At 42.5% G+C, this 15,042-nt stretch carries 7 protein-coding genes; 3 read left to right on the top strand and 4 right to left on the bottom strand.

The window, feature by feature from the left end:
• Positions 1-3 precede the first annotated feature (3 nt).
• The 3 genes from GSY63_RS24075 (at position 4) to GSY63_RS24085 (ending at position 6,364) form a co-directional block, all read left to right on the top strand.
• A complete protein-coding gene (locus tag GSY63_RS24075) occupies positions 4-1,602 on the top strand; it encodes a SusD/RagB family nutrient-binding outer membrane lipoprotein (RefSeq protein WP_166588394.1) in 1,599 nt (532 codons plus the stop codon).
• Between the two features lie 116 nt (positions 1,603-1,718).
• The gene (locus tag GSY63_RS24080; RefSeq protein WP_166588395.1) at positions 1,719-5,036 is read left to right on the top strand and encodes a VCBS repeat-containing protein; all 3,318 of its coding nucleotides are present in this window, start codon (positions 1,719-1,721) and stop codon (positions 5,034-5,036) included.
• Positions 5,033-6,364, top strand: coding sequence for a vanadium-dependent haloperoxidase (locus tag GSY63_RS24085; protein WP_166588396.1), 1,332 nt, complete (start codon positions 5,033-5,035; stop codon positions 6,362-6,364). Before GSY63_RS24080 ends, GSY63_RS24085 begins: the two co-directional genes overlap by 4 nt.
• Positions 6,365-6,433: 69 nt before the next feature.
• Here the strand turns inward: GSY63_RS24085 and GSY63_RS24090 are convergent, their stop codons facing one another.
• The 4 genes from GSY63_RS24090 to GSY63_RS24105 are packed head-to-tail and all read right to left on the bottom strand — an operon-like array spanning position 6,434 to position 14,928.
• The gene (locus GSY63_RS24090) at positions 6,434-8,665 is read right to left on the bottom strand and encodes a GH92 family glycosyl hydrolase (RefSeq protein WP_166588397.1); all 2,232 of its coding nucleotides are present in this window, start codon (positions 8,663-8,665) and stop codon (positions 6,434-6,436) included.
• Positions 8,666-8,681: 16 nt separating this feature from the next.
• Complete coding sequence (locus GSY63_RS24095; protein WP_166588398.1) at positions 8,682-10,781, bottom strand: alpha-L-fucosidase; 2,100 nt, start codon at positions 10,779-10,781, stop codon at positions 8,682-8,684.
• Between the two features lie 5 nt (positions 10,782-10,786).
• Positions 10,787-13,084, bottom strand: a complete 2,298-nt coding sequence (locus tag GSY63_RS24100; protein ID WP_166588399.1) for a family 20 glycosylhydrolase — start codon at positions 13,082-13,084, stop codon at positions 10,787-10,789.
• A gap of 8 nt (positions 13,085-13,092) precedes the next feature.
• Complete coding sequence (locus GSY63_RS24105; RefSeq protein ID WP_166588400.1) at positions 13,093-14,928, bottom strand: glycoside hydrolase family 35 protein; 1,836 nt, start codon at positions 14,926-14,928, stop codon at positions 13,093-13,095.
• Positions 14,929-15,042 lie beyond the last annotated feature (114 nt).

The raw sequence follows: 15,042 nt of genomic DNA on the forward strand, positions 1-15,042 counted from the left end.
ACCATGAAAAAACGACATATATATAGTTTTATCCTCGCGGGTAGCGTTTTAATGTCTAGCTGTACGAAGAATTTCGACGAAATCAACACCGACCCTAATAAAACTACGGCTGACCTATTTAACCCAAATTTCCTGATGTCGCAAGCTGAATTCCAGTTTTCGAACACAGGTTACGACCAGTTGTTATTTCAAAGTATGTGGATACAAGGTTTGTCATCTACCTACGACTATTATGGTAACGGTGATAAATATGTACTTAGAGGTAGTGGTACCGGTTATTACAACCGTACCTGGAACACCAGTTATGGTGCAGTATCGCTTATTGATGAGATGAAAAACCTTGTAAAAGGAAACGCAGCTTATACCAACCTTGATAACTGTGGCAGCATTTTACGTGTGCTTTTCTTAGAGCGTGTTACCGATTTATATGGCGACATTCCATACTCGCAAGAAGGCCAGGCAAAAAGCGGCATCACACAACCGGTTTTTGATACTCAACAGTCTGTCTATACTTCAATGTTAAGCCAACTGGCAACTGCGGTAACAGCGTTAGATGCTTCTAAAGCTACTCCTACAGCAGATTTGTTTTACGGAGGTAATATTGCACAATGGAAAAAACTGGGTTACTCTTTAATGTTACGCGTTGCTATGCGTTTAACAAAAGTTGACCCGGCTACTGCACAAAAATATGCTGAAATGGCTTATGCAGGTGGTACTATGACAGCGGTTGCTGATAACGCAAAAGCACAGGCAGATTACGCTAACAGCAATGGTAACGCAAACGCTGCCGCGTTATTAGTACCAGACGACTTTAGAGAAGTTCGTTGGTCTAAAACGCTTATGGATTATTTAATAGCTAACAACGATCCACGTATCAGTGCTATTGCCGAAATATCTGCGGGTACTGGTAAAGCTGCAAACGAAACTCAAGCCGCAGGTATCAATACTGCAAGCCTGCAAATTGGTATGCCAAATGGCTATGACCAAGCTGGCGGTGCAACTGATATTTCAAAAGCACCTAATTACCCTGGCACAAGCCCTGCTAATCCAGCTGTTACAGGTGATGCTGCTGCACCAGATGGCAAATATTCACGCCCTCGTTTTGCGGTTTATGACGATCGTAACATGAACAACATCATGTTAACTTATGGCGAAACTGAGTTATTGTTAGCAGAAGCTGCAACCAGAGGTTGGAATACCGGTAACGCTGCAACTCACTTTGCAAATGCATTAACTGCAGACATGAAAGCGCTTGCTCAGCTAAATACATCAGCTGCCGCAACTGTTAGCGACGCTGATATTGCAACTTACGTTGCTGCACACCCATTAGTAGCTGGTACTGCATTACAGCAGATCAATACCGAATACTGGGTTGCCGCTTCAACTGTATTCGATTTCAACGAAACTTATGCTAACTGGAGAAGATCTGGTTACCCTGTATTAACACCTGTTACTTACCCAGGTCAATACATCACCGGACAAATTCCTCGCAGAATGCCTTATCCTATTACATTACCACAAACCAATGGTACAAACTATTCGGCAGCAGTATCCCGTCAAGGCGCGGATAACTTTGCTACAAGAGTTTGGTGGGATAAATAAGATTTCATACTTTTCTACGAACAGGGAGACATAATGTCTCCTTGTTCGTTTATAGAAGTTTGTAAATTGCATTTGATTTAAACTATTGTATTATCTGGGTTTTACAACCTGTTTTTATGCCCAATATTAAAGTAACTCGTCCTAAAATTTTAACGCTCTTAAGCGCTGGTGTTACCGCAACTCTGCTTCTTACTGCGGATTTAACATGTGCGCAAGTATCTCAACCGTTGTTTCAAATACTCGGGTCGGCGCAAACCAATATCCATTTCAACAACGCCATTAGCGAAAATGAAAACAAAAACGTACTGTCGTACGAATACTTTTACAATGGTGGCGGCGTGGCGGTAGGCGATATTAACAACGACGGCCTGGAAGATCTATTTTTCACAGGTAACATGTCTCCTAATAAGCTTTACCTCAACATGGGCGGTATGAAGTTTAAGGATATCACCAAAACGGCGGCTAAAGAATTGGAAGGCAGAGCGGGTGATTGGAAAACCGGTGTTACGATGGCCGATGTTAACGGAGACGGCTTAATAGACATTTATGTATGCTACTCCGGCAACACAGGCCCTGAAAAGAGGAGGAACCAATTATTTATCAACAACGGTAATTTAACTTTTACCGAGAAGGCAAAAGCCTACGGATTAGACGATCCCGGATATAGTACGCAGGCTGCTTTTTTTGACTATGACAACGACGGCGATCTGGATATGATGCTGATTAACCACAACATTAAAAAGATCGACAATATGGAGTTTGCCAAATACCGTAACCAAACAGACGAGTATGCCGGCAACAAATTATTTCAAAATAATGGCAATGGTACGTTTACCGATGTCTCAAAAAAAGCAGGTATTATTCAAAACCCCCTTACTTTCGGTTTAGGATTAGCTATCGCGGATATAAACCAGGATGGATGGCCTGACATTTACGTTACCAACGACTACAACGAGCCCGATTACATGTACATCAATAACCACGATGGTACATTTTCGGAGCAATCACAAAAATATTTAAGGCACATGTCGCACTTCTCCATGGGTGTGGATATTGCCGACTACAACAACGATGGTTTTCCGGACATCCTTACGCTGGATATGTTACCGGAAGACAACCACCGCCGAAAAACGCTTCAATTAGAAGAAAGCTATGAGTCCTTTGAATTGATGATCAATCAGGACCTCTATAAACAATATATGCGCAATATGTTGCAGCTAAATAATGGCAATGGCACATTCAGCGAGATTGCCCAACTGGCCGGGGTTTCGGCTACGGACTGGAGCTGGTGCCCATTGATAGCTGATTTTGATAATGATGGTTATAAAGACATTTTTATAACCAACGGATATCTGCGCGACTACACCAATAAAGACTTTTTACGTTACTGGGGCGACTACAAAATAAAGAAAGCCATGGCACGCGAACCATTCTTACTGATGGATCTGGTTAGTGCAATGCCCTCAACCAAACTACCCAACTACATATATAAAAATAACCACGACCTAACTTTTACCAACGAACAGCAAAATTGGGGTATCAACAATTCAAGCATTTCAAACGGAGCCGTTTATGCTGATCTGGACAATGATGGCGACTTGGACCTCATTGTAAACAACATTAACGAAGAGGCTACCATCTATAAAAACACCTCGCGGGAAAACAACACGGGCAATTTTTTAAGCATTAAACTAAAAGGCACCAACGGCAACGTCAACGCGGTGGGAGCAAAAGTAACTTTGCGTACAGGAGGAAAAATTCAATACCAGGAAGTTAATCCCGGTCGGGGCTATCTTTCGAGCGTATCAACAGTCTTAACCTTTGGTTTAGGCTCAGACAAACAGGTTGATTCTTTAAATATTTCATGGCCAGGCGGCGGTAAGCAAACTTTGACACACGTTGATGCTAATCAGCGGCTTATAGTCAATTATAACCCCGAAAAGATTACTAATAAATCACAGAGCGCTAAAACTACTCCCCTGTTTACTAATGTAGAACCGTTGTTTAACTACAAGCCGCAAGACAATACCATTAACGATTTTAAACGTCAACTGTTGATGCTATTTATGTATTCTAAAACTTCGCCGGTGATGGCTAAAGCTGACGTCAACAAGGATGGGCTTGAAGATCTATTTATCAGCGGAGATCAGCAATCGCCCGGCAAAATAATGCTGCAGCAACGCGATGGTAAATTTGTAACAACTGATTTATCGGGCGGCGCGCAAACAGCCACAGTATCTGCGGCGCTGTTTTTTGACGCTAATGGCGATGGATACCCGGATCTGTATGTGGCTAAAGGAGGTTACAGTTTATATGAGCCTAACACGCCCGATCTACAAGATCAATTATATATTAACAACGGAAAAGGCGGCTTCAACCTAACACCCTCTCCTAATACTTCGGCAAGCAGTAAGTCTTGTATCCGTGCCTGCGATTTCGACGGCGATGGAGATATGGACCTGTTTATAGGTGGACGCGTTATTCCCGGTCAATACCCACTTGCCCCGAAGAGCTATCTGTTGGTAAATGATGGCAAAGGTTATTTTACTTCAATAGACGTTCCTTTTGCTAATTTGGGTATGATAACGGATGCCCAATGGATAGACGTTGATAAAGATGGCCGTAAAGACCTGGTGCTATGCGGAGAAATGATGCCTATCAAGATATTCTTAAACACCAAAACAGGCTTTGTAGAGAACACTGCTAAGTATTTTGATAAACCGCAGAGCGGCTTTTGGTCGTCCTTAGCGGTTGCGGATATCGACGGTGACGGGAACCCGGATCTCATTGCCGGAAATATGGGGCTAAACACCCAGATCCGCGCATCTGATGATCAACCTGTAGAACTCTATTTTGATGATTATGACGGTAACGGATCAATTGATCCGTTCCTAAACTTTTATGTGCAGGGCACAAGCTATCCATTTGTAAGTCGCGACGAGCTGAATGAGCAAATCTATCCCATGCGAAAGAAGTTTGGATCATACAAAGCATATGCAGATGTAGGCATGAAAGAAATATTTACGCCCGAGCAATTGCAGAAAGGCGGCAAACTTTCCGCAAACACTTTACAAACCACGTGCTTCTTATTTCACAACGGCAAATTCACTAACACCGATTTGCCTATAGAGGCCCAGTTTGCTCCAGTTACGCAAATTATTACTTCCGATTTAAACAATGATAAGAAGGTTGACCTGTTATTATTAGGTAACCATACTGACAATCGCCTCAAGCTAGGTGCAATTGATGCCAACTACGGCTGTGTACTGACAGGCGACGGTAAGGGTGGCTTTAATTACGTTAACCAATCAACAAGTGGACTTTCTGTAACCGGCGATGTAAAGTCGGCGATTGAAATAAAGATCAATAATATCAACTATCTAATTTTAGGCATTGCAAACGAGCCTGTTCAATTTTATAAGATCAACAGATGAAAAAAACAGGTAAATTTCTAATCATACTCGGATTAATAAGCCATCAAGCACGAGCCTACAAAGCGCCTCAGCCAGCTTACCTTGAGATAGCTCCGGTTGTTAGTGCAATTAACATGGTGATGATACACGATGTTATAAGCCCACCTGTGGCTGCCCGGTATTATGCCTATGCCATGATGAGCGCCTACCAGATTGTGTCGCAAAACAACGCGCAGATACCTGGGCTAGCCTCCTTTGTCAGGGAATATCCTGTTACTTCTGTAATAGCGAAAGCAAATAAAGACTTTGATTACCGCGTTGCAGCTAAATACGCTATTTACGAAACGGCTAAGAACATGCTACCCTCCGGCTACATGCTTCAGGAGGATGAGGATACCTTTATTGCGGAGTTAAAAAGGCAAAACTATACCCAGGCGGCAATTGATAAAATTGTTAAAGTTGCGGTAGAGTCATCGGCCCAGGTTATTAATTTCTCCAAAATAGATAACTATGGTAAGCTGAGTGCTAAACTGAGATATACACCATTAAAAGGCGAAGGAAGCTGGTACCCTACCCCTCCGGCTTATATGGATGCCGTTGAACCACATTGGAATTCCATTAAACCTCTAATGGCCGATTCTGCAGCACAATTTAAGCCTGCACCCCCCGTGGCTTTCAGTAAAGATAGTACCAGCCAGTTCTATAAACTCGCAATGGCTGTTTACAACGTATCAAAAAATCCATCGCGCGAGCAGCTGTTCATTGCGTCATTTTGGGATTGTAATCCTTTTGCGGTTACTACTTCAGGGCATATGTCCATTGGTTTCAAAAAAATCAGTCCCGGAGGGCATTGGATGAACATTGCCGCAATGGCGGTCAAAAAGGCTAACCTAACCTTTGACCAATCTGTATTGGTAGTAACTATGGAAGCGGCAACACTTATGGACACCTTCATCTGCTGTTGGGACGAAAAGTATTTGACGAATCGCCTGCGTCCCGAAACTTACATCAACAAATATGTTGATATTACCTGGAGGCCATTTTTACAAACACCTCCATTTCCGGAATATACGAGCGGCCATGCCATTGTGTCTAACTCGTCGGCTACTATTTTAACTTATTTACTGGGAGATAAATTTGCTTATACAGACGACACGGAGATTCCATTCGGCGTTGACGCAAGATCTTTTACATCTTTTAAACAGGCCGCTGCAGAAGCTTCTATATCGAGATTTTACGGCGGTATACACTATACAGATAGTATAGAAGAGGGTAATAAACAAGGCGTTGATTTAGGCAATTACGTTATTGCCCGTATCAAAAAAGCTGGCATTAAACCATTACGCTAAACATTTCGATAATAAACAAGAAGGGCCCCGGTTGATAACCGGGGCCCTTCTTGTTTAAGCGATGCTTTATTATTCGGCATGCTTGTCTGACATCGTGAGTACTAGTTTACCACCTTTCATAATATCCTGATAGTCGATATAAAACTTATCGTACTTTTTGCCATTAAGGGTAATACCAGAAATGTAGATATTTTTTGGTGAGTTATGTAGCACTTCAATATCGAACGTTTTGTTGCCCGGCAATTTAATACTTGCGGAATTTAAGTTAGGGCTGCCGAAAACATACTGACCACCTGACGGATTAACCTGGTAGAAGCCCATTGCCGAAAGCACATACCAGGCCGACATCTGGCCTACGTCTTCGTTACCAATAATACCATCATGCTTATCAGTGTAAAAGTTATTGAGGATAAACCTTACTTTTTGTGCGGTTTTCCATGGCTGACCTACAAACGAATATAAATAGGTAATATGATGGCTTGGTTCGTTACCGTGCGCATACTGGCCGATCAACCCGCTTACATCAGGCGAAGCATCTTTACCCATATCGCCATGCGCTATGAATAGCGAATCGAGTTTTTTGATAAACGGTTTCTCGCCACCCATCAGTTTAACTAAACCGTCAACATCCTGCGGTACTAACCAGGTATATTGCCAGGCGTTACCCTCCGTATAATCATCCTGACGGTGACGGGATACAAACGGGCTGAATGGTGAGCGCCATTCTGTTTCTGATACCCTACCGCGCATAAAGCCGGTTTGTTTATCAAAATAGTTCTTGTAGTTATGGCCGCGTTTCAAATAGTATTCGTAGCCAACCTCATCGCCCATCTTTTTGGCCATTTTTGCAATGCCCATATCATCAATAGAATATTCAAGGCCCATAGCCACAGTTTCTACCATAGTATCGGCAGGGATATAGCCCAATTTCTTGTAAAGCTTAAGGCCACCAAAATCATCACGCATTGCGGTAGCCTTAACAGCTTCATAAGCTAGCTTGGTATCAAATCCTTTAAAGCCTTTTAGGTAAGCATCTGCAATTACGGGCACTGCGCTATAACCCACCATCGTGTTGGTTTCATTACCCATCAAGTGCCACATTGGCAAGCTACCCTGTTGCTGGTAAACAGCAAGCATGGTGTTTACGATATCATTGATTCTTTCGGGCTGAATAATGGTGTATAAAGGATTTAATGCACGGTAAGTATCCCAAAGCGAGTAGGTGGTTGAGTTTTGGAACGATGCATTTTTATAAACCTTCTTATCTGTACCGCGGTAATCGTTATTAACATCGTTAAAGGCCGACGGTGCGATCATGGTGTGATACATTGCGGTATAAAACTTTTTCATCTGTGATAATGAATCGGTTTTTATTTTAACCTTTTGTAATTGTAAATTCCATGCCTTGTCAGCATCAGCAACTACCTGATTAAAGTTCCAGCCCGGTATTTCTTTGTTAATGTTTAACAATGCATTGGCCGAGCTAACAGGTGATATACCCACCTTGATCATCACCTTTTCATTAGCCGCTGTAGCAAAACTCACAATACCTTTTATTTTAGGGCCTCTTAACGAAGTACCTTTAACCACACCCGCCGTATCATAAACTGCAAAGGTTTTTATCGGCTTTGAGAATACTGCTGTAAAATAAATGCGTTGGTCTTTAGCCCATCCTTTTGAGAAACGATAACCTTCGATAGTATTGTTATTAACCTTAGTTATGTAAGTATCTGTAGGATGATCCCAGCCTATACCCTGCTCCAGGTCAATAATAATGTGCGCATCGTCCGCTTTAGGAAAAGTATATTCATGAAAGCCCACACGATTGCTGGCAGTCAATTGTACTCCGATATTATAACGCTTTAATTTTACTTTATAATAGCCTGGCTTTACAACCTCGTCTTTATGGCTGAATAATGAGTAATATCCCTGTGATTGCGATTCTCCCGTTTTACCGGCATGAGTCATAATTGGTCCAGTGGTTGGCATTACAGAAATATCGCCCAAATCGCCTATACCTGTACCACTAAGGTGGGTATGCTGAAAGCCAAGGATGGTAGAATCTGAAATATGGTAACCGGAGCACCAATCCCAGCCTTCATGAATGTTTGTTGGGCCTAATTGTACAGCACCAAATGGTACGCTGGCACCTACAAAAACGTGACCGTGCCAGCCCGTACCTATTAGAGGATCAACATACTGAGTGAAACTTGCAGGTGCAGACTGTTTGGTCTTAACCTGACTATACCCAGCTACTGTTAAGCCGAGTAAGATAGATGTAATAGCGTTTATTTTTTTCATTAAAGTTGGATTCGAATTATTTGGAAATGATACCCAGTTCTGCAATCTCTGCACGATCGCCCTGGATAACATGCTTAGGTACAAATTTAAAATACCTTGCCGATATTGGATTTTCTATTTGTACAACCTGAAGAATTGGATTTGATTTGATGTTTGAAAACTCGCCTGATATAGCTTTAGCCCAGGTAGAACCATCTGCGCTGTAGTAAAACTCATAAACATCAACCATCCCATCAATATGCTTATCAGTACGGGGTTGATAAGTAAACTGCTTGATAGTTGTATTTTTACCCATATCGATAACCACACCACCTGTGGATACTGCCACATCTGCATAACTATTTACATCGTCATCAATTGCCTTTTGCAGGTTCTTTTCATCTGTGCCCTCTGCGCTGATGTGCCATTGTACCTTAACAGGTCCAAATTGCTTAGTGCTTACCTCGCTCAATTTGTTACCTTCTTCAATACTCAGAGTTTTAACAACACCGCCTTCGGGAAGTTCAAACGGGTGTTGATATACCGCGGAAGCATTACCTGGCACACTACCATCAACCGTGTAAACAATTTTACTTACCGGGGCTTCTGTAGTTAAGCTAACCTCTCCTTTTGTCGTACGTGTAATTTGAGGTGATGATAAATGTACGGGCTCTTTAAAAAGGCCAAAGTCGCTCAACGCAATACTTACCGGCGATTTGGTGACGCGTAACCTTACCTTGCTTGCTGTTATATTTTGTGGCAAACGAATAAGCCTGTTAGCACCAATACTGGTTGCAGCTGCTATTTGCTGCCACCCATTATTCTGCCATGCATCGACACTTATTTCTTCTATACGCTGCCCCAGCTTAATATTTTCGCGTAAGCGGATTACATTAAAGGTTTGCGGTTTATGCAGATCGGCAACCAATTGTGGCGTAGTAACCTTGTCGTCAGATGCCCAATAGCTATACCGGTCGTTATCAACTAAATGCTGAACACCGTACAACTGCTGATTTTTTCCTCTGATATTACTTGCTGTTAAGGTTGCACCTTTTGCCAAGTTTATCGCAAAAGTTTGTTTTAGCAACGATCCAAATTCTTTTAAGATCTGCTCGTCTTCTTTTGATATCAAGCCTTGTTTATTTGGAGACAAGCCCAGATCTAAACACGCAGCCCGGCCAACACTTTTATAATAAAGATCGAGCAATTGATACGCCGATTTACTTTGCCCATCCTGAGATTCGTGATAAAACCAGCCCTTACGTAGCGGAACATCACATTCGGCAGGCATCCAATTTTTGCCATCGCGTGTACCATCTGTACCCAACCAATCTTTCACATAGCCGTTAGATGGTCGTTTACCGGCTTCAGGAGCTTCGGGTGTATAAGTTTCCCAGCTCGTTTCGCCGGCGTGGCCTTCTTCGTTGCCTACCCAGCGCACATCGGGGCCAACATCCCCGAAGATAGAAGCACCAGGCTGCATGGCACGAGTGATTGCCCAGGTATTATCCCAATCATAATAAGTAGTACGATCTATCTTTCGTGCTTCGCGAGTGCCACCATAAAAGCCATCGCCGCCATTGGCACCGTCGTGCCACGACATAAATAACGGTCCATAGTTACTATAAAGCTCTTTTAACTGGGCACGATAAATTTGCAAATATTCAGGAGTGCCATAGTTGGCGTTATTGCGGTCCCAGGGTGAGCAATACAATCCCAGTTTCATATTTAATTTATCACAGGCCTGCTGATATTCTTTTACGACATCGCCCTTACCATTTTTATACGGGCTTTGGCTGATGTTATGCGAGGTAGTTTTAGTGGGCCACAGGCAAAACCCATCGTGATGTTTGGCAACTACTACAATACCTTTAAAGCCACCCGCTTTAGCCGCCCCTACAATTTGTAGTGCATTAAAACTGGCTGGATTAAATAAGGAGTTTGGCTCATCACCATAGCCCCACTCTTTATCATCAAAAGTAGCCATACTGAAGTGTATAATACAATACATTTCGGTTTCCTGCCATTTTAATTGCCTGGCTGTTGGCAATACGCCATAAGGTTTTGGAGCCGGCTGGCTAAATGCCAGGCACGATGCTGCTAAAAGCTGTGCCGTTAAGAAGTAACGCTTTAACATCTGTATTAATTTTTAAACCAGTCTGCAGGTACATCTTGCAGAACAGAACCGTTATGACTATATTTTAATTTCAGCGTGTAACCGCCGCCCCCTTCAACAAAGTTCAGTTCAAACGGATGGAGGCCTTTTTTCATAGCCGCCTGGCCGCTTTTTTCTACCGGAGCATGCATACCATCATTATCAATGGTAGTTTGGTTATCTATTTTTAAAACACCGGCATCATCGCAAGTTAAATAAAACGTGTAAATGCCTGTTTGCGGTACGTTAATATATCCTTTAAATCTTAATGCAAAGGATGGTGCTTTAACTTCATCGGGTACGGCAACGCCTGGTACAGTATAAACCTTGTCTGAATTATCTGCTGGCATTTTGGTAGTGCCATTAAATTCCCCGGGATAATAAAATACCTTTAAGCCGCTTTGTACCGAGGTTGTTGCTGGCTCGGCATAGTTTTGCTGCCTGTAGTTAACGGTATAAACGTCGCCTCGTCTGCCATTTGCTGCGAACGCCGCAATATTTAGAACCTGATTTTTGTCGACTATATACTTATTCAGTATCGGTGACGAAGGACCGGGCATAGTGCCATCATGCGTAAACCTTACGATCATACTTTTCAGAGGCTTAACTGCTGTAACCGTATCTGCTTTTACAAACACACGATAATCTACCATGTCAGCCAGATCAGGCATGCGGTAATTTACTTTAAGGGCATCTAAACGTGGAAACTGTTCTATGTTCCTTTTCACGTAACCATCATATAAAGACACCTTATTGGTCCACAATAACTCGGCGAGCGCGGTCATACGAGGCATAAAGCGGTAATCAGCTCTTTTTTCAGATGGTACACTTTCCGCCCATATAGCAGCCTGAGCACCAACAATCAGTTTTGCTTGCTCTTCTGTTAGGCCTTTTGGAATCGGGTTAAAATGATAGATATTTGATGCCGAATTTCTATCATACTTACCGTCGAAATACAACGGGTTTCCCGGTACCATAATTACCTGATTACCATTTTTAGCCGCCTTAACCGGTGCATCGGGCACCCAGGTGCGCCAATACATAATCATAGCACTGGAGGTAACGCCACCTTCTAACACTTCGTCCCATCCAATCATTTTACGGCCATGGGCATTGAAGAACTTCTCCATGCGGTTAATAAAATAACTTTGCAAACCGGGAAGATCCTTAATACCCTCGCGAGCCATTAAGGCTTTACATTCTTCAGATTTTCCCCAATCGGTACGATCTACCTCATCGCCACCTATGTGAATGTATTTGGATGGGAATATGTCCATAATTTCGGTGAAGACATTCTGAGCAAATTCAAATGTAGTTTCGTTACAAGGGCAAATAGGCTTTGTAAACAATTTACCCCAGCTATTCTCACCATTACAGGTTAAAAACGGATAAGAATTAATAGCCGACATCATGTGACCCGGCATGTCAATCTCCGGGATGATTTCAATATGACGCGCGGTTGCGTAAGCCACCACATCTTTCATTTCTTTCTGTGTGTAGAAACCGCCGTATAAAGTTTTACCGTCGCGGTGGATGATATGCGAAGGATCGATAGCCATATCGGGGTTATCCACGGCTTGCTTCATGCAGGCCGAATCCTGGTTATTGAACGTTCGCCATGCGCCTTGCTCGGTAAGTTTAGGATATTTTTTAATCTCTATTCTCCACCCCTGATCGTCCGTAAGATGCAGATGAAACTTATTCATTTTATAGAGCGAAAGCAGATCGATAAATTTCTTTAAATACGATACTGAGAAGAAATGACGCGATACATCAAGATGCATCCCTCTCCAGGCAAAAACCGGCTCGTCTTGTATACTTAAGGCCGGTACATTTAAGGCGCTATGATGAATACCCGCTTCAATATCTGCCGGCAATAATTGTCTGATGGTTTCAATAGCCCGAAACATCCCGGCACCTTGTTTAGCAGAAATAACAATCTGTTGGGGTGTAATACTCAAAGAATATCCTTCATCCGCAGTTATTTTGTCATCATATTTTAACAGTATTGACGAACTTGCCTGGCGATGCGTAACCACAAGTGCTTTACCCAAACCCTTGCTTATTAATTCATTTAACTGTTTAACCTCATTGGCAAACAAAGCGTCGGGCGCTGTAACAATAACCGTTTTCGCAGTGATTTTGAACTCTCCGGCGCCGGCAGCTAAATGTTGAGGATATGGTATTAAAGGGTAACGTTTTTCATCGCCTTGTGCCTTAGCAAACGATACCGTTAATACCTGCAGACATATTAATAAAGATATATGGTAGATTAACTTTTTCATGCAGATTATTATTTGCTCGCTAATTGGTCCAAAATGGAATGGGTTAGGGTTGAAATGATTTTATGGTCACCTTTCAACTGATCAAAAACTTCGATTTCGTTTGTACCAACTTTTAGCCAGCCAGCCGGAATATAAAGCGTTTGCTGCGGACCAATCTCCCAGTATTTACCCAGGTTATGACCATTTAAGAAAACGAAACCTTTACCAAACTGACTAAGATCAAGATAAGTATCAGCAGTTTTAGTTAACGAAAAAGTACCTTTATAAATACCCGGTCCTTCAATTGCCGACTTACCCGTTGTAAACTTTATCCCGCCCAAAGTTTTAAATGGAAACTTATACATGCTCCAGTTTAAAACCGGCGCACCATTTAATGTTACACTTTCGGTTATACCTTGGCGGTTATCGGTTAAAAACAATCCGTAATTGATGCGGCCATTATTTTCGACCCAAATATCGAGCGTGGCATCAGCAGAAAGTTTATCAATACTCATGGAATCTTGCACCAGGCGGCGGTCCAACACGCCTAACCTCTTTTTGTTAAGATATACCACCGCGTAGTCGCGTAGTTTGTTAAGTTTCAATAATCCGGCATCACCCTTTTTTAATTTGCTGCGGTATAATACAAAGCCATAAGCCTGGTTAAGATCTTCGAAACACAGCGGGGTTTTATTCACCACCGGAGCGGGCAAATTAGTATACAAGCTTGCGTATTGTGTTAACGCAATTTTGTCGATACCAATAGTTGGTGCCGGTTGCGGAACCGGAGGCAGCGTGGTGCCTTTGGGCAGATGCTTCGTTATAACTTCTCTGAATTTTAGATATTTTGCCGTTGGATTACCAGCCTCGTCAAGAGGCGCGTCATAATCGTAGCTTGTTGTTTGTGGTGAGTAAGCTTCCGTTTTACTCATATTGGCGCCGTTCATAAACCCGCGTGTAGTACCGCCATGAAACATATACATGTTAATTGAAATTCCGGCGCTTAGTACCTCATCCAGTTTTTTTGCAGCATCATCTATGCCCGTTTTGGCGTGAGGTTTACCCCAGCTATCAAACCAACCCGGATACCATTCTGCAATATAATATGGCCCTTTACCATCATGATATTTATTGATCAGTTTCTTTACCGCAGCGGTATCATCTAAACCATTTACAGCAGGCAAATAACCAGGCAGGTAACCTTTCGGCATTTGTGTTTCACCATCGCAGGTAAATAATATACCGTTAAAACCGGCATCGGCAAATATTTTACGGTTTAGTTCCAGATAGGCTTTATCATCGCTGTATGAACCATATTCGTTTTCGAACTGCACCATTAGAATGTTACCGCCATTAGTTACCAGGTAAGGCACCAGTTGTTTAGACAACTGCTTAATGTAATTGCGATAGGCTGAGATAAAACGCTCATCCTTACTACGCACCTTTAAGGTACTATCTTTCAGCAGCCAGTACGGATAGCCGCCAAATTCCCACTCTGCGCATGCATACGGACTTGGGCGCATTACCACCCACATGTGCTCTTCTTTCGCAATACGTACAAATTCCGCAATATCGTTATTGCCTTCAAAGGTGTATTTGCCGGGTTCTTCTTCGTGGCTGTTCCAAAAGACGTAAGTTCCTACCGTATTTAAGCCCATTGCTTTCGCTTTTCTGATCCTGTCGCGCCAGTATTCGCGAGGGATACGCTCGCAATGCATTTCACCCGAAATCATTTGAAAAGGCTTGCCATCTAACAGAAAATGCTGATCAGAAAGCTCGAAGGTATGCTTTGTGGCCTGCGACATGCTTTTTTGCCCAACCAGCAACAGCAAACTAGAAACGAAGAAAGAAAGTAGAGTTTTCATAAATAGTATACAAACATCAAATCTTGCAGAACAAAATTCACATACATTAATGGCTCTCTTAAATTTTCTAAAACTTGACTTCGATTGCACACGCAGCAAAATCACAAAAAATTA

The sequence above is a fragment of the Mucilaginibacter agri genome, from assembly GCF_009928685.1.
Classification (GTDB): Bacteria; Bacteroidota; Bacteroidia; order Sphingobacteriales; family Sphingobacteriaceae; genus Mucilaginibacter; species Mucilaginibacter agri.